This window comes from Kineosporia corallincola (assembly GCF_018499875.1).
GTDB lineage: Bacteria > Actinomycetota > Actinomycetes > Actinomycetales > Kineosporiaceae > Kineosporia > Kineosporia corallincola.
In genome coordinates, this window is sequence record NZ_JAHBAY010000002.1 from 112,513 (window position 1) to 134,111 (window position 21,599).

Genomic DNA, 21,599 nt, shown 5'->3' on the forward strand with positions numbered 1-21,599 from the left:
CACGAACGTCCACTGTTCTGCGAGCCCGCACCTACCCTCGCGAGCCGGGCGCGACCATCTCGAGGATGGCGTCCCTGCGCATCGCGGGCCCCGGGACACGCCCAGGAGCGGCCGGTGCGGACGGATTCACCGCATTCTCGGGAGGGCTCGGCCCGTCCAGTTCCACCACCGTGTCGGTCAAATGGTGGACGCCCGCGGGCACCGGGGTGGGTACCGAGAGTTCGGTGCGGGGCCGGCCCGCGCTGGACAGGAGCTTCTCGTAGCTCTCCTGGTCGCCGAAATTCACCACCGAGTAGAACTCCTGGAGGAACGCCAGGTCCGCGGCGAACAGCCCCTCGATCTCGTTCGGCGTGACATGGGTGATGGTGCCGAGCTTCTCGACCACCCGGGCCAGCACGAGCACGGTCAGGCGGGGGTCGTCGGCGCCGGTGACGAACGGGTCGCGCAGTGGTTCCAGCTCGTCGCGACCGGTGGCCAGGCGCATCATGCCCTCGCGGTGCACGGAGCCGTCGGGGGCGAGGTACCCCCGGGGCAGGGTGAATGGGTAGAGGGTTCTCACTTCACGCGCTCCAGCAGGTCGATCTCCAGGGTGATGCTCTCCTTCAGCGGGTTGCCGCTGGTGATGTCGAGCTGGTCCAGGCCGATCTTGGAGATCCAGCCGTTGGTGAAGTTGTAGCGCCCCAGTTCCTTTCCGTCGGAGGAGTAGAGCACGATCGAGCCGTTCTTGCGGGCGGCCTCCAGCGACCCCTTCAGCGAGGTGTCGGAGAACCACTTCCAGATGCCGTCGCTGGCGGTGTCGACCACGGCCAGCCGGGTCATCTGGAGCGTGCCGCCCTTCTGCTTGGTGCCGAGGGTGCGGGTCCAGACCGCCTGGCCGGTGGCCGTGGTCTGGCGCAGGTCGGTGGCCTCGACGCTGATGTCGAGACCGCTGACGCTGATCAGCATGGTCAGCGGGGCGCCGTCGATCTCCAGGTAGAAGGCGTTGGAGATCAGGGCGGTGTCGGAAACGAGTGTGTTGGGCATGGTTTCGGGCTCCTCGAGCTACGGGATCAGGCGGCGGACTGCTTGTGCTGGGCGATCCGGAAGACCACGAACTCGGCCGGTTTGACCGGGGCCAGACCGACTTCCACGATCAGCCGCCCGGCGTCCACACTCTCGGGCGGGTTGGTCTCCTCGTCGCACTTCACGTAGAACGCCTGGTCGGGGGTGGAGCCGACGAGGGCGCCGTCGGTCCACAGCCCACGCAGGAACGCATTCAGGGTGCGCTTGACGCCCTCCCACAGGGGAACGTCGTTCGGCTCGAACACCGCCCACTGGGTGCCGTCGAGGATGGTCTTCTCGGCCATGTTGAACAGCCGGCGGACGTTGATGTACTGCCAGTCGGTGTCGCTGGTCAGGGTGCGCGCGCCCCACACCCGGATGCCACGCACGCCGAACGGCCGGATGCAGTTGATCCCGATCGGGTTCAGCAGCGACTGCTCGTTCTGGCTGATCGCGCGCTCCACGTCGAGCACGCCGCGCAGGGTGTCGTTGGCCGGGGCCTTCCAGACGCCGCGGGTGGCGTCGGTGCGTGCCCACAGACCGGCGACGTGCCCGCTCGGCGGCACCAGCATCTCCTTGTCGGCGCCGCTGCCGACCGGGTTCTCCACCTTCACCCAGGGGTAGTACATGGTGGCGAAAGCGCTGTCGTACATGGCGGTGTCGCTGCGCCACTCCTTGATCTGCTGCGTGCTCATCCCGGGTGGCGCGTCGAGGATCGCCATCCGGTTCGTGTACTGCTCGCAGTGGGTGATGAGGGACGTCTGCACGGCCTTCCAGAGGCCGAGGTCGACGGTGCCGTCCTCACCGGTAGCGGCGGTGATCAGGTCGGGCAGCAGCACCATCGTCACGTCGTCGGCGATGGCCAGGCCGCCGAGCCCGCGGCGCTCGGTCTCGCTGCCGGCGAACGACCGGCCGGTGACCGGCACCGGTACCGGCTGGGCCTGGAGCAGTTCGTAGTGCCCGGGGCGCAGCAGCTCCAGCTGGGTGGCCAGGTCGGCGTCGGCACTGACCTCCACCTTCACCTTGACCCGGGTGGAGGTGCCGTTGACCTGGGTGCCGGCCTCACCGGCGCCGTCGAGCGTGAGACCCGAATACGACTCGACGGTCTCGCCGCCCTCGTGCACCTCCAGGCGGAACGTGACCGGGCCGTCCGGCTCGGCCGGTTCCTCCGGGTGCACCGACACGCTGAGCTGCGCGTCCGGCTCCAGCGACTCGATGCTCAGGGGGGCGCCCAGGGCGCGGTCGGCGGCGGGCAGGGCGATGGACGACGGGGCCCCGGCCGGCGCGGTGTGCGGAACCCGCACGATGTAGGCGAGGTTCCCGCCGTTCTGGAAGTAGGCGTACACCGACAGCGGCAGCATCGCGCCGGCGATGAACGAGCCGTACAGCGTCTCGAACTGCGTCCAGCTGGTGACCAGCCGCGGGGCCAGGCCCTCGGGGTCCCGCGGGTCGTCCGTCGGGAAGCGCTCGGTGAAGCCGACGAACGCGGCCACGGCGGTGGGCGCGGCCGACAGTACCTTCTGCGAGGAGGGAACTTCCTCCACGTAGACACCCGGCGCGGTGTAGGTGGGCATGCTCGGGAACTCCTGGGGGTCGCGGGAACCGGCTGCGCGGAGGTGGCCGGGCCCCATCGCCCTGGCCACCTCCGTGGATCCGTCCTCAGGATCCGGCCGCCTCGGACTGATCCGGATCCCTCTGCACCGGTAGGTGGCAGGATCCCCGAAACGGAGCAACCGAGACTGCTTTCGGTGGGCAGCCGGACCAGCTTGAGCACCAGGGACGATCGGGGACGAGGACAGTTGCCTGTCCGGCGGTCAGCTGACCTGGCTACGCAGGGTGCCGGGCAGCCGCACGGCGATCACCCCGGCGAACGCGCACAGGCAGGTGCTCCCGGACCCCAGCAGCGGCAGGCCGCCGGCCACGGTGCGGGCGACCGGGCTGATCCACGGGCCGGTGGGGACCGGCAGGCACGGCATCGGGGTGAGCACACCCAGCGCCGCCGTGGTGGCCGCCGCCACGGCCGGGTTGAGCAGGCTGCGGCACAGCCCGAACGGCTTGATGTTGACGCCCGGCACGACGTCGGTGATGCGCGCGGCGGGCTGGCCCTCGATCGTCACCCGGCTCAGCGGCAGCACCCCCAGGGCCGAGGGGACGGTGCCCATCGAGCACTGGAGCAGAGCACCGTTGACCACCGGCAGCGGGCTCACCGGGACGCCGGCCGGCTCGGGGACGGGTCGGCTGACGGTGTGGTGATCGGGCTGTTGGTCGGGCTGGTGGTCGGCCCGGCAGTCGGGGTGGCGGTCAGGCTGGTGGACCGGCTCGGGCCGGTGGTGACGGGTGGGGCGTCCCGGACCGGTCCGGTGAGCCGGTCCGTCGGATTCGCGCCGGGGGTGCGCAGTTTCAGGACGCGGGAGCGGACCAGGCAGACGGCCGCCCGCTCGGGTGCCGGTGGCTGATCGATCAGGCGGCCGGCCAGGCCGAGCTCCAGCCTGGTTCTCCCCGCCTCGGTCCACGACTCGACGGATGGGTAGAGATAGCTCAGGGCATACCTTTTCGAGGGCATGTCGGCGTCCGACCTGATGTCGGCGGCGCCCAGATACGTCCGGAACCGCTGGGCGCAGTCCTCGCGGGCTGCGGCCTGCACGAGCTTCTCCCGGGGGTACTCCTGGTCCGAGATGCCGTTGGCGGGCGTCTTCTCGCCGCCCCGTTGCTCCCCGGGATAGGGGACCTTGGCGTACACCTGGAGATCGTGAGGCTCGCCGCAGTCCACGAGAACGACCTCGCTGACCGCCTCGAGCTCGCGGTCGCGAGAGACGTTGAAGCAGTCGTTCACCTTCAGCTCGGTGACCCAGACCTGGTGCGGCAGGGCATCGGAGGAGCACGCCGACAGGGCGACGGTGGTCAGGGCCATGACTGCCACCAGCCCGGCACGCCCACTCACGCCCATCTCCCCCGTACGGCAACACTTTCCCACCCGGTCGCCGAAACTAGCAGGTCAGTGGGTCACGCCGGGCTCTCACACGCCGGAGGCCCGTCGCCCGGGCCGTCGCGCCCGCCACCCGGCGGCCGTGAGCGCGCGCCCAGCCGTGTCGCACACCGCCGCCCCGTCGTCCTGAGCCCGGACCGACCGACCCCGGCGCCGGTCGCCCACCCGGTCACCGGGAGGACCCGCGATCTAGCGCTCGTTGCCCGCCCGCAGCCAGGCCACGTAGTCGGCGGCGGCGCTCGCCGTGTCGAAACGCGGCTCGAATCCGGTGTCCTGGCGCAGGCGGGTGATGTCGAGCCAGTTCGCCGGGCCGTTGCCGGCCACCGGCAGGTCGTGGCCGAAGCCGGGTTCGACGGTGCCGAGCGCGGTGATCACGTCGGCGTTGCTGGTGGAGCGGCCGGAGGCCACGTTGTAGGTGGTGTGGTTCAGCTCGTCGGCCAGCTGGAGCAGGGCGAGCGCGCGGCCGGTGTCCTTGACGTAGAGCAGGTCGAGGGCGTCGTCGGCGTGGGCCGGGTGGAGCATCCCGGACAGGTCCGGCGTGCTGCGCCGGGCCGCGGCCAGGGCGAGCGAGGGGGCGGCGAAGAACGGGTCGGGCTGGTGGCCGCCCGGGCCCCAGGTGCCGGAGATGCGGGCGCTGACGAGTTCCAGGTCGGTGACGCCGGACAGGTGACCGGCGAGCAGTTCGGTGATCTTCTTGAACGTCGGGATCGGGTGCGAGGGGGCCAGCGACAACGGCATGTCCTCGCGCAGGGCGCCCTCGTGGCCCAGGTCGTAGACACCGATGGTGCTGGCGGTCACGATGCGGCGCACGCCCCAGGTGCGGGCGGCGCGGGCGATGTTGAGGAACGCCTCGACGGAGCGGCCGGAGGCGTCGACCGGGTCGTCACCGGTGTCGCCCCAGGGCAGGGCGACGGCGAGGTGGACGATGCCGGTGATCGGGTACTTCTCGCCGGCGGCCAGCAGGGTGCTCAGGTCGGCGACGTCGCCCTGCGCGGTGTGCACGGGCAGGCCGGCCAGGTGCGGCGGCACCTCGGGGGAGCGGCGCTGGAGCAGCACGCACTCCTGGCCCGCCTCGGCCAGGGCGCGGGTGGTGTGGGAGCCGATGAAGCCGGCCCCGCCGGTGATCAGGATCATGACAGCAACCTCTCGTCCGAGTGCTGATCGTCAGCACTGCTGACGATCAGGCTAGGCGTAGACTTGCCGCATGTCCACCGAGCCCGCCCCGCACGACGTCCTGGCGTATCTGCTGAAGCACGCCACGCTGAGGCTCGCGACCCTGGTCGACGATGCGCTGCTGCCGCTCGGGGTGGACGGCAAGGAGTTCGGGGTGCTGCGGGTGCTGGCCCACCGCGAGCCGACGTCGCAGTTGCAGGTGGCGCAGACCCTGGGCGTCGACCGCACCACGATGGTGGCGCTGCTCGACGGGCTGGAGCGCAAGGGCATCGTGGGCCGCCGTCCCGACCCGGCCGACCGGCGCCGCAACGTGGTGCAGCTGACCGGGCAGGGCGAGCGCACCTTCGCCGAGGCGCAGGCTGTCTACCAGAAGGCCGAGACGGATTTCCTCGCCGGGATCAGTCCGCGGGCGGGGGAGCAGTTGCGCCGCACGCTGCGCACCCTGCTGGAGGACTGAGACGCGCCGCGTTCCATTTCCTCGTAAGATCCTCTGCCGTGCAACGGTTTTCGGGAGTGGGATAAATGGCTGGCGGCACCCGTGGTCCCGTGCCATTCTCGTGCCCGTACCCACCGGCCGGATGTTCGAGAGGGGTCCCGATGCACGGCTGTTCGTCCTGGAGTCGCTCCAGTCCGTCGTGTGCGGAGTGCCGTCCGATGGCTTTCTCGTCGTCCTGATCCGGGTCGGGACGACGAGATACCGCCTCCGGAAAACGTTCCGAGGGAGGCGTTCTCGTATCGGGAGAGTTGGCCGAGCGGTCGAAGGCAGCGGGTTGCTAACCCGTACGGGTCCCCAGGGCTCGCGCAGGTTCGAATCCTGCACTCTCCGCGCACTGTTCGATCGGTCGCACCGGGCGCGTGGTTGATCCCGACGGCGGTTGCCTCGTCCATTGGGTAGGGCGAACGGTGTGACCCGATCCCCGGTCGATGTCGTGCTCGTGCTGCCGGGCGGCGGATACCGCGTCCATGCCCCGCACGAGGCGGAACCGATCGTCGAGTGGCTCGGTACACAGGGCTGGCGCCAGCCGCGCGGTGCGGGAGGTCTCCGGTGCGAGCCTCACGGTGCCGCGCGCCGACGACCGCAGTATGAACGCGGGTTTCGCGGCCGGCGTCGAGATGGCCTCGCGGCGCGACCGGCTCCCCGACGGGGTTTTCGCGGTCAACGAGATGGTCGGCCTGGGGGTCGTGCGGGGGCTCACCTCGTTCGGTATCGACGTTCCCCGCGACGTGGCCGTGATCGGCTTCGACGGCGACGAGATCGCCGCCGTCTCGGCGATCCCGCTCTCCACGATCAGCGCCCCGGGCGAGGCGATCGGCGAGACCGCGTACGACCTGCTTTTGTCGGAGCTCGGCGAACCCGTGCTCACTTTCGGCTCGCGCCAGCAGATCGTCGACCCCGAGCTGGTCGTTCGCGCCTCCACCGTCGAAGACGCTGGAGGAACAACCACTCTCGATCCGCCCCGCCCGCTCGGGCCCCTGGACGCCGGGCGCCCGAACCCCTGGCGGAGACGGCGTCCTGACATCCTCCGGTCCGGAAGGGCCGGGATTCCAACGACGTACGCGACTGTGGGGGAGGCGTTCTTGTCGAGGTTCGCGCTGGGTCGACCGGGCCGGTTCCGCCCTGTCCGCACACGCCGTCCCCGCATGTCCTGCGGCGGAGCGCCCCTGTCGATCGTCAAGGAGGACATCCATGGCCGGGAACGACCGGACCGACGCGGTGGTCGGGGAGCGAGCCCTTGCTCTCGGCGCTGAGGCACCCAGAGAAGCTGAGGCACCCAGAGGAAGGGTGGCCACCCGATGAGTGCGCCCGCCGAGGTGGTCCTGAGCCGGGGCGCGCTGCGGGCGGTGCTCGGCGCATCGGGTCAGGCACCCGTCGAGCTGCGTTCGCTCACGGTCCACGGCGCCGAGGCGGTACGCCCGCATCCGCTCGTCGAGGTGCTCACGGCGTCCGAACGTCATGAGCGCATGACGCTCGGGTACCGGGGGGCGACGGTCGGCGCGCGACTGCACCCGACCGGTGAGACCGCGGTGGAGAAGGCCGGCGCGGCGGCCGTCGTGACCCAGATCGACCAGTTCACGGATCTTTCGGTGCGCACGCGCCTGGTCCTCGACGACGGCGGCCTCCGCGTGCGCCACGAGCTGCGCAACGACGGGACCGAGGACGTCGTCGTCTTCGCCGCCCCCACGCTCTCCGTGCGCACGGCCGCCGAATGGCGTACCCGCGCGGCCGGCGCTCATGCGGTGGTCACGGTGCCGGCGGGACCGGCCGCTGCGGTCTTCCGCAGCGAGAGGGCCACCTCGTGAGCGCGGGGCTCGCCACCGGCCCAGCTCAGTTGTGGACCCAGTACGAGGACGCGGCGTCGACCCGCAGCGGGGTTCCGTAGCCGTCGTTCGAGAACGAGATCGCGATCGTCGAGTACCGGTCGTAGGGGGCGCAGGCGGTGAAAGTCCTGACCTCACTGCGGTATCCGTCGTACTCGCCCCAGGACAGCACGCGCCCCTTGCCGCCCACCACCTTGCCGACCTTCTTGAGCGTGTCCCCGGTCCGGAGCTTGTCGTACTCCTTGACCGTCATGCAGCTGGGGTTCTTGGCGGCCGCGTGGGTGTCGGCGTGGGCGCCGCCCGCGGAACCGACCGTGATCGCGGCGGTGGCGGCAACAGCGAGGACGACATGCTTCATGTGAGGGCTCCTGGACCTGCGCCGGCGGATGGTGACTGACTCCGGTCCTTACGGTCGAGGGTGGCCGGTCATGAGGAGCGATCTCGAGCGTTGCGGCGACGTCGTTCCGCGGCGGCGCCCCGCACACCCCTTTCGCCCGGTGGGAGTGATCTACGGCTGGCCTCGGAAGGTGCGCCGATACTCCCGGGGTGAGACTCCCCGATGCTGAAGGAACTGCCCGCGCAGGGACGCGCCACTGGCATAGCCCGCGTGGTGGGCGACGTGCTCGACCGGCAGGTCGGTCGTCTCCAGTAGTTCCTCTGCCCGCAGGAGCCGTTGACTGGTCAGCCAGGCGTGCGGCGACGTCCCGGTGACCTGCTTGAACCGGCGCAGGAAGGTGCGACGGCTGGTCATCGCGCGCGCGGCGAGCTGGTCCACCGAGGGCCGGTGGCCGAGGTTCGAGCGGGCCCACGCCAGTACCTCCGCGAAGCTGTCCTCGTCGCTGCCGTCCGGAATCGGTGTGTCCAGGTACTGAGCCTGACCTCCGGCCCGGTGCGGCGGGGTGACCAGGTCGCGGGCGATGCGGTTGGCCACCGCCGCACCGTGGTGGGTCCGCAGCAGGTGGAGGCTCAGGTCCATTCCGGCGGTGGCACCGGCCCCGGTGGAGATCTGGCCGTGATCGATGTAGAGCGCATCGCGCCGGACCACGGTCTTGGGGTAGGTGGCGGCCATCTCGTCGGCGTACTGCCAGTGGGTGGTCGCGTCAAGGCCGTCGAGCAGGCCGGCGGCGGCCAGCACGAAGGAACCGACGCAGTGGCCGGCCACGATCGCTCCTCGCTGGTGAGCGGCGTTCAGCGCGTTCAGGACGGGGTCGGTGCGGTCCTCGCGAAAGCCCGTGCCAGGCAGAATCATGATCAGCTCTGCCTCGGTGAACGCCTCCAGGCCGTGCTCGACCTGTAGGGCCACGCCCCCCTCGGTCCGCACGACCCCCGGACGCTTGGCGCAGATCGTCAGCTCGAACTCGGGCAGGCCAGGACGCAGATCAAAGACCCCGGCAGGGGCGAAGACTCCGCTCACCAGACCGATGCTCAGCCCCGTCACACCCTGTGGTGCGTAGGCGGTTATTCGCCGAAAAGCTGGCATTTCGCCATGATGGCACGAAACTTCCGATGGTTGGCGTTCGCGCCGCTGTATTACGGCGGGGCTGAACGGCAGGCTGTCCTTCTGGCCGCCCGGGGACGATCGACTGGAGGGGACGTTCGTTCTGGGGCCGGTCAGTACCCCGGTCCCGATGCCGATCTCCACGCAGGTCCCGTTGGCCAGGCGACCCTGGCGGTGTCGGCCGGCCGGTAGCTCCCAGACCGCGCACCTCGAGGTGAACGTCGCTGCCGACGAGATCAAGCTCAGCGAAAAGGACTTCGCCGCCTTGACCGCCCTGGCCAGTTGAGCGCTGACGATGGTGGTGTTCGGCGTGTGGCCGGACCTACCCGCGGGACGTGCGCACGGTCGAGGAGGCCCTCAAGGCCCGCCGGACCGTGGCACTGGACGACTAGCCGTTCACCCGGGACAGGGTGGCCCGGCCGGTGTTGGTCGGGTCGTCACTGTCCTGCCAGACGAAGTTCAGGGTGCCGGCCGCCTGATTCAGCTTCACGGTGATCTCGCCGAGAGAGGCGCAGGACCCCTGGGGGTTGTCGGCCGCCAGCACCGGCGCCCGCAGATGCGCCGAGGTGGCGCTCACCCTGGTCACCGTCACGTAGGACACGCAGTCCAGGTCGGTGGCCTTCATCGTGCCGGGATCCCCCAGGCCGGCGGTGAGGTCGAGCTCGACCAGCCACTGCCACTCGTCGTCCGTCGCGGAATGCTGCGTCACCGTGCCCGTCCAGGTTCCCGCCAGGACCGCGGGCAGGGTGCCGTCCGGCACCTGCACGCCGGCGTCGTCCGTGCTGGTCGGTGTGCCTGCCGCCGTGCTGGCCGGTGTGCCAGGCGTGGGGGAGGAGGTGGGGGCGGAGTTCGTCCGGGCGTAGATGTCGACGCCGAGCAGCCCGGCCGCCAGCACGGCGAGCACGCCGACCGTCACCACGGTGAGCCGCTTGCGGCGCGAGGGGGCCGGCCCGGCGCCGGTGATCGGTGGGGAGACAACCGGCGTCGTGCCGTCCCAGGTCGGGTTCTCGCCGGAGACGTCCAGAGCCCGCGGCCAGACGGTCGCGGGGCTGCCGGTGCCGAGGGAATCGGCGCCGGCCTCGACGAACTCGGTGCCGGCCGCGAGCACGGCCGAGGCGCTGGGGGTGTCGGCGTCGCCCGGCCGGCCCAGCAGCATGGCCAGGGCCTGCTGGGCGGTGGGCCGGTGCTCGGCCTGCTTGCTGAAGCACCGGCGCAGGACCGCCTGGAGTTCCCAGGGGACGCCGGACAGGTCGGGTTCCTCGTGGGCGATCTTGTTGATGCTGGCCATCGGGTGCTCGGTGGCGAACGGGGCCCGGCCGACGGCGGCGAACACGATCACCGAGGCCCAGGAGAACAGGTCGCTCGCCGGTCCGACGCGCTCGCCGCGCAACTGCTCGGGAGACATGTAGGCCGGGGTGCCGAACACTCCGCCGGCCACGGTGGTGCGGCTGGACAGGTCGCGGGCGATGCCGAAGTCGATCACCCGGGGTCCCTCGGGCGACATCATCACGTTGCCCGGTTTCAGGTCGCGGTGCACCACGCCGGCCAGGTGGATCGCGGTGAGCGCGGTGGCGGTGCCGATGGCCAGGCGCTGCAACCGGGGGCCGGACAGCGGGCCCCGCGCGGCCACGAACTGCTGGAGCGACGAGCCCTCGATGAACTCGCTGATCACGTACGGGGAGGCCGAGTCCACGTCGAAGTCGAGGATCTGCGCCGTGCAGAACGGTGCCACCCGCCGGGCGTTGGCGACCTCCTTGGCGAACTGTGTGCGCGAGGTGTCGTCCTCGACCCGCAGCATCTTGACCGCGGCCTGCTCACCGTCGGCATCGACGCCGAGGTAGACCACGCCCTGCCCGCCCGAGCCCAGACGCCCGGTGATCCGGTAGCCGGAGATCTCGGTGGGGTCGCCGTTGAGCAGCGGGAACAGGTGAGGCACCGGGGCATCTTGTCATCCCGGGCTGTCAGGGGACGCCGGTGGCCCGGGAGGGCCACCGAGCCCACCCAGGCCTGAGCCGAACGGGTACGCGCACCTCAGCTCGCTGATCGACGTGTCGACGCACGAACGGTGAGCACTGTGCGCGTGGACGCCCTCCTGCGACCACATCTGGCCGTCGGCGTGGTGCTCTCCCTGGTCTGCGTCCTGCTGCCGGTGGGACTGGGGCGCGACACCCTGTACACCGCCGTCACCTTCGGCTGCATCGCGATGATGGTCGTCGGCGTCCGGCGCCACCGGCCGCCCTCGCCCGCCGGCTGGTGGCTGGTCACCGCGGGCGTCGTGGTGTGGGCGACGGCCGACCTGATGTGGGCCGTCTTCACCTGGATCCTGCACATCTCCCCGTTCCCGTCACCCGCGGACGCCCTCTACCTGGCCAGCTACGTGCTGATCGCGGCCGGGTTCTGGTGCTTCGTGCGGGCCCGGCGCGGCGAGCGCGACCGTGAGGGTTTCATCGACTCAGCCATCTTCACGGTCGGGTCGGTCCTGATCAGCTGGGTGCTGCTGATGCGGCCCGGCCTGGAGGCCGCCGGGGAGGCGGTCGAGGCCAAGGTGCTCGCCGCGGCGTACCCGCTCAGCGACGTGCTGCTGCTGGCCCTGCTGGTGCGCCTGCTCACCACCAAGGGCGCGCGCAGCCCGGCGTTCCGCTGGCTGGTGGCGGGCAACTCGCTGCTGCTGCTGGCCGACTGCGCCTACCAGTACACGTCGATGACCGAGACCTACACCGGCGGCGCGATCACGCTGCCCTGGCTGCTGAGCTACGTGTGTTTCGCGGCGGCCGCGCTGCATCCGTCGATGCGTCATCTCACCGACGGCAACACCGGCGACGTCGGCACCCGCTTCACCCGTGGCCGGCTGATCGCGCTCACCCTGGCCAGCCTGGTGGCCCCCGGCACCCTGCTGCTGCAACTGGCGCTGGGCGTGCCGCTCGCGGCCTGGGCGGTGGCGCTGTCGTCGGTGGTGCTGTTCCTGCTGGTGGTCTGGCGGATGTCCGGGCTGCTGCGGCGCCTGGACGCGCAGGCGACCCGGCTGGCGGACCTGGCCCGCACCGATGCCCTGACCGGCCTGCCGAACCGGCGCACCAGCGACGCGGAACTGGAACGGATGCAGACCCGGGCCCGCACCGAGGGCCTGCCGCTGTGCGTGGCGATCCTCGACCTGGACCACTTCAAGTCGTTCAACGACACCTACGGCCACCAGGCCGGCGACAGCCTGCTGGTCGCGGCGGGCGCGGCGTGGCGGCAGTGCATGAAGGACGCCCACGCCGGGGTCGGGGTGGGACGCTCGGCGATGCTGGGTCGCTGGGGTGGCGAGGAGTTCGTGCTGCTGCTGCTCGGGCACGACGTGCCCTCGGCCGTGGCCCTGGCCGACGCGATGCGGGCCGTCACCCCCGCGGGGCAGAGTTTCTCCGCGGGCGTGGCCTGCTGGGACGGGCTGGAGTCGGCGTCGGCCGTGTTCGCCCGCGCCGACGAGGCGCTCTACGCGGCCAAGGCGGGCGGGCGCGACCAGGTCCGTACCGCCGCCCCGGCCGGTGAGACGCTGCCGGCGCCCGGGGACCGGCCCGGCACCGTGCTCAGCGCAGAAGACGTAGTTCGGTGATGCCGGGCGTGGACAGGCCGTCGACCGGCGAGAAACTACCTCTCTCTCCCCAGGTCTTTCGGGATCCCTGGGGCCGGTGTCAGACCGTCACGAACGGTGTGACCGCAGGCGGATAGCATGTGACCGCTTCGAGGAAAGGCGGCCCGATGTCCACGCATTCAGCCGCGTCGCCGGAGCGGCCCGGTGCCGACCGGCCGGTGATCGCCGCCGGGAGACGTCATTCGGTGGCGGTGTGCCGTGACGGCTCGGTGGCGGCCGCGGGCACCGGGAGCCCGGCGGAGTGCCGGGTGGGGGACTGGCGCCGGATCGTGGCGGTGGCCGCCGGGAACGTGCACGCCGCCCGTAACACCGGCCGGTCGCACACCGTCGGTCTGCGGTGCGACGGAACGGTTCTCGCGACCGGCTGGAACGGTGACGGCCAGTGCGAGGTCGGCGCCTGGGAGCGGGTGGTCGCCCTGGCGGCGGGATGGCGGCGCACGCTGGGTGTGCTGGACGACGGGCGGGTGCTCGCCGCCGGCCGGCCCGACGAGGGAGCCTGCGAGGTCGGCTCCTGGCGCGAGATCGTCGCCGTCACCTGCGGCGACTGGCACTCGGCCGGGCTGCGGGCGGACGGGACCGCGGTGGCCACCGGTAACAACCGGCGGGGGCAGTGCGACGTCGGGCACTGGCGCGATCTGCGCATGGTCGCGGCCGGCTACCTGCATTCGGCCGGGCTCACGGTCGAGGGACGTGTGCTGGTCACGGGGAACCCGGCGTCGGCGATCGCCCAGATGGGCACCTGGCAGGACGTCGTCGCGATCGCCGCCGGCAGTCATCACACCGTCGCTCTCACCGCGCGGGGGCGGGTGCTGGCCGCCGGTGACAACAGCCGCGGGCAGTGCGACGTGCAGGCCTGGCGCGACGTCGTCGCGGTAGCCGCGGGAGCGGCCCACACGCTGGGGCTTCGCCGCGACGGCGGGGTTCTCGCCACCGGTGACAACGACCACGGGCAGTGCGACGTCGCGGGCTGGGCGGCCGGGCCGGCCGGCGGGGACATGTCGATCCGGTATCGCGCGATGTCCGATTGATCTTGGACCGGTGTCGAGCCGGTGGCTTAGCGTCGGGGGAGACGATCGAAGGAGATCCCATGACGCTCGAGACCAGTACCGTCGTCCCTGATCTTTCCGGTCTGCACCTGGGCGCGGGGGAGGCCGCCGGTGACCGGATCACCGGAGTGCGCACCTCGCTGGCGTTCCTGCCGCTGGGCAACCCGATCAGCGACGCCAAGGTCTTCACCGGACGTCAGAAGCCGCTCACCGAGATCGCTTTCGTCTTCGCCGAGATCACCACCGAGTCCGGTCTGAGCGGCCTGGGATGGGCCTACTCCAAGCGGGCCGGCGGCCCGGGCATGTACGCCCACGCCCGTGAGGTGGCGGGCAACCTGCTGGGCGAGGACCCCAGCGACATCGCCCGGCTGTGGACGAAACTCGTCTGGGCCGGTGCCTCGGTGGGCCGCAGCGGCCTGTCCACACAGGCGATCGCCGCTTTCGACATCGCGCTGTGGGACCTGAAGGGCAAGCGGGCCGGGCTGCCGCTGGCGAAACTCATCGGCGCGCACCGTGACACGGTGGCCGCGTACAACACCTCCGGCGGGTTCCTGTCGATGCCGATCGAGGCGGTGGCCGAGAACGCCCGCCGCTCGGTGGACGGCGGGATCGGCGGGATCAAGCTGAAGGTCGGCCAGCCCGACCGCAAGGCCGACCTGGCCCGGGTGGCCGCGGTGCGGGAGGCCGTCGGCGACGACGTGACGCTGATGGTGGACGCCAACCAGCAGTGGAACCGGCAGGACGGCCTGCGCATGGGCCGGGCCCTGGAGACGTTCGGGCTGGAGTGGATCGAGGAGCCCCTGGACGCCTACGACGCCGAGGGCCACGCCCAGCTCGCCGCCGCCCTGGACACCCCGATCGCGACGGGGGAGATGCTGACCAGCGTCGCCGAGCACGCCGAGCTGCTGCGGCTGCGCTCGGTCGACTACCTCCAGCCGGACGCGCCCCGCATCGGCGGGATCACGCCGTTTTTGAAGCTGATGGCGCTGGCCGAGCACGCGGGGGTGAGCCTGGCGCCGCACTTCGCCATGGAGATCCACGTGCACCTGTCGGCGGCCTACCCGCACACCGCCTGGGTGGAGCACTTCGAGTGGCTGGAGCCGCTGTGGAACGAGCGGCTGGACCTGCGGCAGGGCCGGATGGTCGTGCCCGGGCGGCCCGGCCTGGGGCTCTCCCTGAGCGAGCAGGCCCGGGCGTGGACGACCGAGACGGGCACTGCGGGAGGCGGTTTCGCCGACTGAATCCGGATGCCGACAAAACGCCCAAAAGCCTCGTATCATGGTCGGCCGACACGGTACGGGTTCCGACGGTGATGCCTGTCCGCCCCTGCGAGGATCCCGAGGTCGGTCATCATGATCTTCACCGAAACCCTCCGGCCGTTGTCCAGGCGCCGGTGATGAGGCTTTTCGTCTCCCGCGGAAAGGTTTTCGCCCGGCTGCTGACGGTGCTCGTGGCCGGGGCCGCCGTCTGCTGCCTGCTGTGCGGGCCGGCCCCGACCGCCACCGCCGCCGCGGCGGGGCCGGAGCGGAGGTGCACCGATCAGGTCCTGCCGGTCCGGTTGTCCGACCCGGGCCCGGCAGCGTTCTCCGTCTGGGGCCGGCTGTGCTGGCGCGGGGCCAGGCCGCCGTCCGCCGTCCAGTTGCTCGTGGCAGGAGGTACGTACGACCACCAGTACTGGGACCTTCGCCAGGCGGGTCCCCACTACTCCTACGTCGACGCCGCGACGGCGGCCGGATTCGCCACGTTCGCCGTGGACCGCATCGGTTCGGGCCGCAGCAGTACGCCGCCGTCCGGCACCGTGACCGCTCACGCCGAAGCGGTCTCCCTGCACGACGTGGTGACCGCACTGCGCGCCGGCGCGGTCGGGGGCCACCGGTTCCGGAGCGTCGTCTGGGTGGGGCACTCCTACGGCTCGATCGTCGGGGCGTTCGAGATCAGCCGTTACCACGACGCCGACGGGTTCCTGGCGACCGGCATGCTCCACGCCATCAACACCGAGCATTTCGAGGAGACCGCCGACACGGTCGAACTGGCCAACCAGGAACCGAAATTCGCCGGCCTGGGCCTCGACGACGGATACACCACCACGACCCCGGGAAGCCGCGCGATGTTCTACGCCCCGGCCACGGTGAGCCCGCGCGTCCTGGCCGCCGAGGAACGAGCGAAGTCGTTCCAGCCGGCCGTGAACTTCGAGGAGGTGGCCGGCCTGCTCACCCCCGCCTCGCCGGCGCTGTCGGCCACCCGGCAGATCGACGTGCCGGTCCTGGTGCTCAACGGGCAGAAAGACGAAACGTATTGCGGCCAGGGCCATGCCGACTGCACCGACAGCGGCACGGTCCTCGCCGGGGAGGCTGCGTACTATCAGCCCGCGGCACGTCTGAAGGTCGTGGTGATCCCCGCCACCGGCCACTCGGTCGGGCTGTCCACCACCCGCCGTCTCACCTACGCGGCCATGCTGGCCTGGTCGTCGTCCGTGGTCTCTTGAGGGGACGCCGGACGAAAGTCCGGCGGGGCCCGAGCCGTATGCCGACCCGACCGCGCGACTGATCCAGGCGTCCCAAAACGTTTTCGGGCCAGGGAAGAACGATCGGGGAACCCGCTCACCAGGTCAGCCGGGCCAGGTCTCGCAGGTCGGTGATCAGGGTGTGTGGTGCCTCGAGGGCGGCGAAGTGGCCGCCGTGCTCGTGCCGGCGCCACAGCCGGATGTCGCGGTAGCGGGGCTCGGCCCAGCGCCTGGAGATCCGGGGCGTCTCGTGAGCGAAGACGGATGCGCCCACGGGGACGGTGACGACCGGACCGCCGCCGTGGGTGAACCACGAGCTCACGGTGTCGATGCTCTCCCAGTACAGGCGGGCCGCGGAGGCGCCGGTGCGGGTGAGCCAGTACAGCGTGACCGCGTCGAGGACGTCGTCGTCGCTCAGGTCGTTGCCGGGATCGTCGTGGTCGCTCCACAGCCGGTACTTCTCACCCAGCCAGGCGCACAGCGCGGCCGGGGAGTCGGTCAGTGCGTAGCCGATCGTCTGAGGACGCGTGCGGTGCGTCTCGGAGTACGCGGAACCGTTCGCGGTGGCGGCTTTCAGGTCTTCCAGAGCGGCGTGCTCCCAATCGGTGACGTCGGTCTGCGGGCCGGGTGGCGCCAGCGGGGGGACCAGGTGGACGGCGCACACGTGCGCGGCGTCCTGGACGGCCAGGAGGCTGGTGATGCTCGTGCCCCAGTCGCTGCCGGCGGCCAGGTAGCGGCGGTGACCCAGGCGAGCCATGAGCGTGGCCCAGGCGGCGGCGATCCGCTCGATGCCCCATCCGCTGTCGGTGGGCCGGTCGCTGAATCCGTAACCGGGCAGCGACGGCGCGACGACGTGGAACGCGTCCGAGGGATCGGCCGGATCGGTCAGCGGCGTCATCAGTTTCGAGAACTCCAGGACCGATCCGGGCCAGCCGTGGGTGAGCAGCAGCGGACGCGCCTGCGGGTGCGGCGAGCGCGCGTGCAGGACGTGGATGGCCAGGCCGTCGATGACGGTGCGGTACTGCGGCCAGGCATTCAGCCGGGCCTCCGCGGCCCGCCAGTCGTAGCCGCCCGCCCACCGTTCGCACAGGCGCCGCAGGTGCTCCAGCGGCATGCCCTGCGACCAGCCGGCGACCGTCGCGGGCTCGGGCCAGCGCGTGCGGCGGATGCGTTCGGTGAGGTCGTCGAGTTCGGCCTGCGGGACATGAACGGTGAACGGGACCAGCGCGTCGTCGGTCATGGTCATCGAAACTACGTGATGCGAGACGGTTTCGGACGTCGATGCGGTAGACCGGCCTCCTTCGCCGTCCGGCCATGGGTGACACCGCTGCGCTCCGCCGCAGCATAGGGAAGGATCGGCACCGTGGTGGAGATGAGCAGGGAAGCATTCGAGGAACTGGTCGCGCAGGCCCTGGACGAGATCCCGCCGGAGCTGACACGCCGGCTGCGCAACGTCGTGGTGCTGGTGGAGGACGACGCCCCGCCGGAGGAACCCGATCTGCTGGGCCTGTACGACGGCACGCCGCTGACCGAACGGGACGAGTGGTGGGCGGCCGGCAGCCTGCCCGACCGCATTCTGATCTTCCGCAACCCGACGCTGGCCGTCTGCGAGGACGCGGAACAGGTGGCGCAGGAGGTACGGATCACCGTGCGGCACGAGGTGGCCCACCACTTCGGCATCGACGACGCGCGCCTGCACCAGCTGGGCTGGAGCTGAGCAGCGCGCTGTCGGCCGCGTTGTACGAGGGGACGTCCGGAGCCGGCGAAGCAGGTTCAGCAGGCGCCGCCGCAGCCGCCGTCGCGGGGGGAGGGGGGAGCCTGGGTGAGAACGCGGTCGGTGTGCAGGGAGGACCACCCGACTCGGTACCGTACTGCGTATGCCCATCAAGCTGGAGAACGTCGGCATCGCGGTCGTGGACCTCGATGCGACGATCGCCTTCTTCACCGACCTCGGTCTGACCGTGCTCGGCCGGGACGCGGTCAGCGGGGAATGGGCCGACACCGCCGTCGGCCTCGACGGCAACCACGCCAAGATCGCCATGCTCCAGACACCGGACGGCAACGGCCGTCTCGAGCTTTTCGAGTACATCCACCCCGCCGCCATCGCGACGAATCCGACGCTGCCCAACGAGATCGGCATGCACCGGGTCGCCTTCTCCGTCGACGACCTCGATGAGGCCCTGGAGATCGCGGCGAGGCACGGCTGTTACCCGCTGCGCGGTGTGGCGACCTACGAAGACGTGTACAAGCTGACCTACGTCCGCGGCCCCAGCGGCATCATCGTGATGCTGGCCCAGGAGCTGAAGCAGAGCTGACCGGTGGCTGGCGTAGTCGTCGTAGGGGAAACCGTAGTGCTCCCTGCCGCGGTTCAGGTCAGAGCTGGGTTCCCCCACCGTCGACGACCAGTTCCGCGCCCGTGGTGAAGGTGGCCTCGAAGGCCAGGAAGGCAGCCGCCTTGGCCACCTCTTCCGGATGACCGAGGCGTTGCATCGGGATCTCCGCCGCCATCCGGACCTTGGTCTGCTCGACGATCACGTGCGGAATCCCGGCACGATCGAGGATGCCCGAGTCGATCGGCCCGGGACTGACCGCATTGACCCGGACTCCCCGGGGCAGCAGCTCCCGAGCCAGGCTGCGAGCGAGTGAGCGGACCGCGGCCTTGCTGGCCGCATAGGCGCTGACCATGGGATATCCGAGCATGTTGACCGCCGAGGTGGTCAGCACCACGCCGGCGCCGTCCGCCAGCAGCGGCGCGAGGCGCTGCACCGTGAAGTAGAGCCCCTTGGCGTTGACCGCGAAGAGCAGGTCGAAGCTCTCCTCACTCGTCGACTCGAACGGTTCGTGCACCGTGACCCCGGCATTGGCGATGAGCGCGTCGATCGTCCCGAATTCCTGCTGGACGCGATCAGCCAGCACCCCGATGTCGATCATGGAGGACACGTCGCCGCGCACGGCGATCGCCCCGTCGCCGAGGTGGTCGCAAGCGGCCTTGAGGGCCACCTCGTCCCGCCCGCTGATCAGTACCCGGGCGCCCTGGTTCACCAGCAGGCTGGCAGTGGCCAGGCCGATGCCGGTACTGCCGCCGGTGATCACGACGTTCTTACCTTCGAATCTTCCCATGTCAAGCACTCCTGGGTTCGCGGGGGACGAGACCGGCTGTTCAGGCCTTGGATTCAGTCAACCGGGGCGAGCGCGACGGCGTCCAAGACCTGATTCGCACCCCCGCCATACGGCAGCGACATCGCGGTTAAGCTCGTGTCATGGCCAATCCCGCCGGGCCAGGCCGCGGATCCCAGCTGGACTTGCGCCTGGTCACGTACTTCGTCGCCGTCGCCGAACATCTCAGCTTCGGCCGGGCCGCGCAGGAACTGCGCATTGCCCAGCCCTCGCTGAGCCGCCAGATCCGGCGTCTGGAGCAGATCGTCGGAACCCGCCTGCTGGAGCGCCACGCACAGGGCAGCCGCCTCACCCTGGCCGGCGAAGTCTTCCTGCCTCGCGCGATCGGCCTGCTACGTCAGGCCGATCTTGCGGTCCAGGCCGCTCACCACGTGCTCCCCGGCCGCGCCCTCACCATCGGTTACGTCGAGGACCTGGTCGTCACCCCGGCCGTCCGGGATCTGCGCCGTCTCCATCCCGATGCCTACGTCCGTACCCGGCATCTGCACTGGGACGAGTTGCGTGCCCTGGACGAGGGCATCGTCGATGCTGTGCTCGTTCGTACTCCGGTCCCTGTCCCCGACGCCGACCTCGACCTGTTCACGGTCCTGGACGACGAGCCCCAGGTACTCGTGCTGCCCCTGTCTCATCCCCTTGCCGGCTATGACCGTCTCTCCCCGGAAGACCTGGCGGACGACTCGTGGGTCGCCTGCACCCGGACAGCACCGACCTGGTCAGGTTTCTGGGTGCTGGAGCCGAGCCCCGTCAACGACTCTCAGCCGTTGGCTCCGCTCAGCGCGGGCAGAATCGAGGACAAGCTGGAGATGATCGCCAACGGGCAGGCTCTGGCCGTGCTGCCGGCCACCGACCGTCGCCTGAGTGGCCGGAAGGATCTGGCCGTCGTCGAAGCCACGGGTTTTTCGCCCGCCGGCATCGCTGTGGCCACTCGACCGGGCGAGACCAACTCCCTCGTCAAGGATTTCCAGCGCCTGGCGAAAGCCCGAGTGGGCTTCTACCGCAACACTTCTGAGCTCTCCTCGGAAGAACCGTAGACACACCGGTGAGCGGATCGCCGGTGGTCCAGGCGGCGCTGTAGGGCCCCGGGCCGGTGTCGGCCGCGCCCGCGAACGCGACGACTGCCCGTCTCGGCACGGGATCGGGCAGGTCGTCCAGGCCGGGCAGGTCGAGCAGTTCGCCGAGTGCCTCGGTGAGCTCCTCCTCGCACGAGAACCGCTGCCTCAGAACAGTCTCCAGCGCGGCGGCCCGATCCGGCACCCCGAACAACCCGGTCAGCAGGCCGGCAGCCTCGACCACCGAGCCGGACACCGGCCCGGCCCACGGCCACAGCACACGCGCCTCGCGCTCGCCGTCACTGACGTGCAGGTGCACCCCGTCCTCGGCCTCGGAGTCGTCGTGCACGTCCACGAACGCCACCCCGGGGCCCGTCACCTCGCGCGCCCGCACGGACGGGCCGACGTCGGGGCGGACCGGCGTCCATCCGTCCGGCGACGTCGGCCCGGCAAAAGCCCGAACCGGCCGGTGCCGCGCGAGAATCAGCAGATCAGGGCGGCCCATACGAACCATGACAACCACTGCGCAAGTATGCCTGCTGCCAGAGTCCAGAACTGCCGCCGATCTGAACCAGCCGGTCCGCACGGCCCGGCGCGTTCGGTCCAGCTCACTCCTGGGGCAGGCCGAAGTCCCGCACCCCGGTACGGGCCGTAGTCCGCGCCCGTCGCGGACCGAACCCAGCGGCGTCCCTCCCCGACGGACGACGGCGCCAGAGTCAGGGCATGTGGTCGTGCCCAAACGCTGACGGGCACATCCTGCGGAGGATGTGCCCGTCAGCGCTGAATACTCGGCGGAACCCGGTTCAGGAAACGATCTCCTCCGGCAGCTCCTGCGACTCCGGCGCCGTGCGGATCGAGTCGCGTCCGCGGCGGGCCGAGAGCTTGGCCGTGCTGGTCTCCAGCGACTTGGTCAGCTTGTGCAGGGCGCCGTGGTACGCGTCGTGCACGTTGGCGGCCGAGTGGGTCACCACCACGGACTTCACGCCGGCGATCCGGGCGTCCAGGCCGCAGCGGATGTCGTCGGTCCCCGGTTTGTCACCGTTCTGGTCGCTCAGGTGCACGTCGACACGCACCAGCTGCTCGGCGAACCGGGAGAGCGAGCTCTCGAGCTCCTCCTCGATCCAGTCCGTGGCCGTGCGGATGTTCTTGTCGGTCTGAACCTGAATCTGCACGTCT

The 21,599-nt window shown here is 70.8% G+C and carries 23 protein-coding genes and 1 tRNA gene; 11 read left to right on the forward strand and 13 right to left on the reverse strand.

All coding sequences use genetic code 11. The features are described from left to right. Positions 1-31 precede the first annotated feature (31 nt). The 6 genes from KIH74_RS04740 to KIH74_RS04765 form a co-directional block, all read right to left on the reverse strand. A complete protein-coding gene (locus KIH74_RS04740) occupies positions 32-559 on the reverse strand; it encodes a hypothetical protein (protein ID WP_214154521.1) in 528 nt (175 codons plus the stop codon). After that, complete coding sequence (locus KIH74_RS04745) at positions 556-1,023, reverse strand: phage tail protein (protein WP_214154522.1); 468 nt, start codon at positions 1,021-1,023, stop codon at positions 556-558. Before KIH74_RS04745 ends, KIH74_RS04740 begins: the two co-directional genes overlap by 4 nt. A gap of 26 nt (positions 1,024-1,049) precedes the next feature. Further along, positions 1,050-2,615, reverse strand: a complete 1,566-nt coding sequence (locus tag KIH74_RS04750; RefSeq protein ID WP_214154523.1) for a phage tail sheath family protein — start codon at positions 2,613-2,615, stop codon at positions 1,050-1,052. A 240-nt stretch (positions 2,616-2,855) separates the two neighbouring features. Beyond that, a complete protein-coding gene (locus KIH74_RS04755; RefSeq protein ID WP_214154524.1) occupies positions 2,856-3,248 on the reverse strand; it encodes a DUF4280 domain-containing protein in 393 nt (130 codons plus the stop codon). Further along, positions 3,245-3,982 (reverse strand): septum formation family protein, encoded by a 738-nt coding sequence (locus KIH74_RS04760; RefSeq protein ID WP_214154525.1) that lies wholly within the window; start codon positions 3,980-3,982, stop codon positions 3,245-3,247. The genes KIH74_RS04755 and KIH74_RS04760 overlap by 4 nt, the downstream gene beginning before the upstream one ends. A gap of 234 nt (positions 3,983-4,216) precedes the next feature. Then, positions 4,217-5,161, reverse strand: coding sequence for an NAD-dependent epimerase/dehydratase family protein (locus KIH74_RS04765; RefSeq protein ID WP_214154526.1), 945 nt, complete (start codon positions 5,159-5,161; stop codon positions 4,217-4,219). 70 nt (positions 5,162-5,231) lie between these two features. Here KIH74_RS04765 and KIH74_RS04770 point away from each other — a divergent pair, with 70 nt between their 5' ends. From KIH74_RS04770 to KIH74_RS04785, 4 genes are all read left to right on the forward strand, one after another. Beyond that, on the forward strand, positions 5,232-5,657 hold the full coding sequence (locus tag KIH74_RS04770) for a MarR family winged helix-turn-helix transcriptional regulator (protein WP_214154527.1): 426 nt from the start codon (positions 5,232-5,234) through the stop codon (positions 5,655-5,657). 281 nt (positions 5,658-5,938) lie between these two features. Beyond that, positions 5,939-6,026: transfer RNA gene (locus KIH74_RS04775), tRNA-Ser, on the forward strand. Between the two features lie 137 nt (positions 6,027-6,163). Next, entirely contained in the window at positions 6,164-6,949 is a 786-nt protein-coding gene (locus tag KIH74_RS04780) for a substrate-binding domain-containing protein (protein ID WP_246571531.1), read from the forward strand. A gap of 45 nt (positions 6,950-6,994) precedes the next feature. Further along, positions 6,995-7,501: a hypothetical protein gene (locus KIH74_RS04785; protein ID WP_214154529.1), complete on the forward strand. Its 507-nt coding sequence runs from the start codon at positions 6,995-6,997 to the stop codon at positions 7,499-7,501. A gap of 25 nt (positions 7,502-7,526) precedes the next feature. Here KIH74_RS04785 and KIH74_RS04790 read toward each other — a convergent pair whose 3' ends face one another. From KIH74_RS04790 to KIH74_RS04800, 3 genes are all read right to left on the reverse strand, one after another. Further along, on the reverse strand, positions 7,527-7,877 hold the full coding sequence (locus KIH74_RS04790; RefSeq protein ID WP_214154530.1) for a hypothetical protein: 351 nt from the start codon (positions 7,875-7,877) through the stop codon (positions 7,527-7,529). Between the two features lie 150 nt (positions 7,878-8,027). Then, on the reverse strand, positions 8,028-8,999 hold the full coding sequence (locus KIH74_RS04795) for a GlxA family transcriptional regulator (RefSeq protein WP_246571635.1): 972 nt from the start codon (positions 8,997-8,999) through the stop codon (positions 8,028-8,030). 406 nt (positions 9,000-9,405) lie between these two features. Then, positions 9,406-10,953, reverse strand: a complete 1,548-nt coding sequence (locus KIH74_RS04800; RefSeq protein WP_214154532.1) for a serine/threonine protein kinase — start codon at positions 10,951-10,953, stop codon at positions 9,406-9,408. A gap of 129 nt (positions 10,954-11,082) precedes the next feature. Here KIH74_RS04800 and KIH74_RS38355 point away from each other — a divergent pair, with 129 nt between their 5' ends. The 4 genes from KIH74_RS38355 to KIH74_RS04820 all read left to right on the forward strand — a co-directional run bounded on the left by KIH74_RS38355 (position 11,083) and on the right by KIH74_RS04820 (position 16,179). After that, positions 11,083-12,609 (forward strand): GGDEF domain-containing protein, encoded by a 1,527-nt coding sequence (locus tag KIH74_RS38355; protein ID WP_214154533.1) that lies wholly within the window; start codon positions 11,083-11,085, stop codon positions 12,607-12,609. A 146-nt stretch (positions 12,610-12,755) separates the two neighbouring features. Then, on the forward strand, positions 12,756-13,676 hold the full coding sequence (locus tag KIH74_RS04810) for an RCC1 domain-containing protein (protein WP_214154534.1): 921 nt from the start codon (positions 12,756-12,758) through the stop codon (positions 13,674-13,676). 59 nt (positions 13,677-13,735) lie between these two features. Continuing rightward, on the forward strand, positions 13,736-14,935 hold the full coding sequence (locus KIH74_RS04815; protein WP_214154535.1) for an L-talarate/galactarate dehydratase: 1,200 nt from the start codon (positions 13,736-13,738) through the stop codon (positions 14,933-14,935). Between the two features lie 155 nt (positions 14,936-15,090). After that, the gene (locus tag KIH74_RS04820) at positions 15,091-16,179 is read left to right on the forward strand and encodes an alpha/beta fold hydrolase (RefSeq protein ID WP_214154536.1); all 1,089 of its coding nucleotides are present in this window, start codon (positions 15,091-15,093) and stop codon (positions 16,177-16,179) included. A 115-nt stretch (positions 16,180-16,294) separates the two neighbouring features. Here the strand turns inward: KIH74_RS04820 and KIH74_RS04825 are convergent, their stop codons facing one another. Then, positions 16,295-17,437: an epoxide hydrolase family protein gene (locus KIH74_RS04825; protein ID WP_246571534.1), complete on the reverse strand. Its 1,143-nt coding sequence runs from the start codon at positions 17,435-17,437 to the stop codon at positions 16,295-16,297. Between the two features lie 132 nt (positions 17,438-17,569). Between KIH74_RS04825 and KIH74_RS04830 the strand changes: the two genes are divergently transcribed. Continuing rightward, positions 17,570-17,914: a metallopeptidase family protein gene (locus KIH74_RS04830; RefSeq protein WP_246571536.1), complete on the forward strand. Its 345-nt coding sequence runs from the start codon at positions 17,570-17,572 to the stop codon at positions 17,912-17,914. 160 nt (positions 17,915-18,074) lie between these two features. Next, positions 18,075-18,512 (forward strand): VOC family protein, encoded by a 438-nt coding sequence (locus tag KIH74_RS04835; RefSeq protein WP_214154539.1) that lies wholly within the window; start codon positions 18,075-18,077, stop codon positions 18,510-18,512. A gap of 58 nt (positions 18,513-18,570) precedes the next feature. Here KIH74_RS04835 and KIH74_RS04840 read toward each other — a convergent pair whose 3' ends face one another. Further along, on the reverse strand, positions 18,571-19,317 hold the full coding sequence (locus tag KIH74_RS04840; RefSeq protein WP_214154540.1) for an SDR family oxidoreductase: 747 nt from the start codon (positions 19,315-19,317) through the stop codon (positions 18,571-18,573). A gap of 140 nt (positions 19,318-19,457) precedes the next feature. Here KIH74_RS04840 and KIH74_RS04845 point away from each other — a divergent pair, with 140 nt between their 5' ends. Next, on the forward strand, positions 19,458-20,405 hold the full coding sequence (locus tag KIH74_RS04845; RefSeq protein ID WP_214154541.1) for a LysR family transcriptional regulator: 948 nt from the start codon (positions 19,458-19,460) through the stop codon (positions 20,403-20,405). Here the strand turns inward: KIH74_RS04845 and KIH74_RS04850 are convergent. Both KIH74_RS04850 and KIH74_RS04855 read right to left on the reverse strand, forming a co-directional pair. Further along, entirely contained in the window at positions 20,326-20,928 is a 603-nt protein-coding gene (locus KIH74_RS04850; RefSeq protein WP_214154542.1) for a hypothetical protein, read from the reverse strand. The genes KIH74_RS04845 and KIH74_RS04850 overlap by 80 nt on opposite strands. Positions 20,929-21,226: 298 nt before the next feature. After that, on the reverse strand, positions 21,227-21,595 hold the full coding sequence (locus KIH74_RS04855; protein WP_214154543.1) for an HPF/RaiA family ribosome-associated protein: 369 nt from the start codon (positions 21,593-21,595) through the stop codon (positions 21,227-21,229). Between the last annotated feature and the right edge of the window lie 4 nt (positions 21,596-21,599).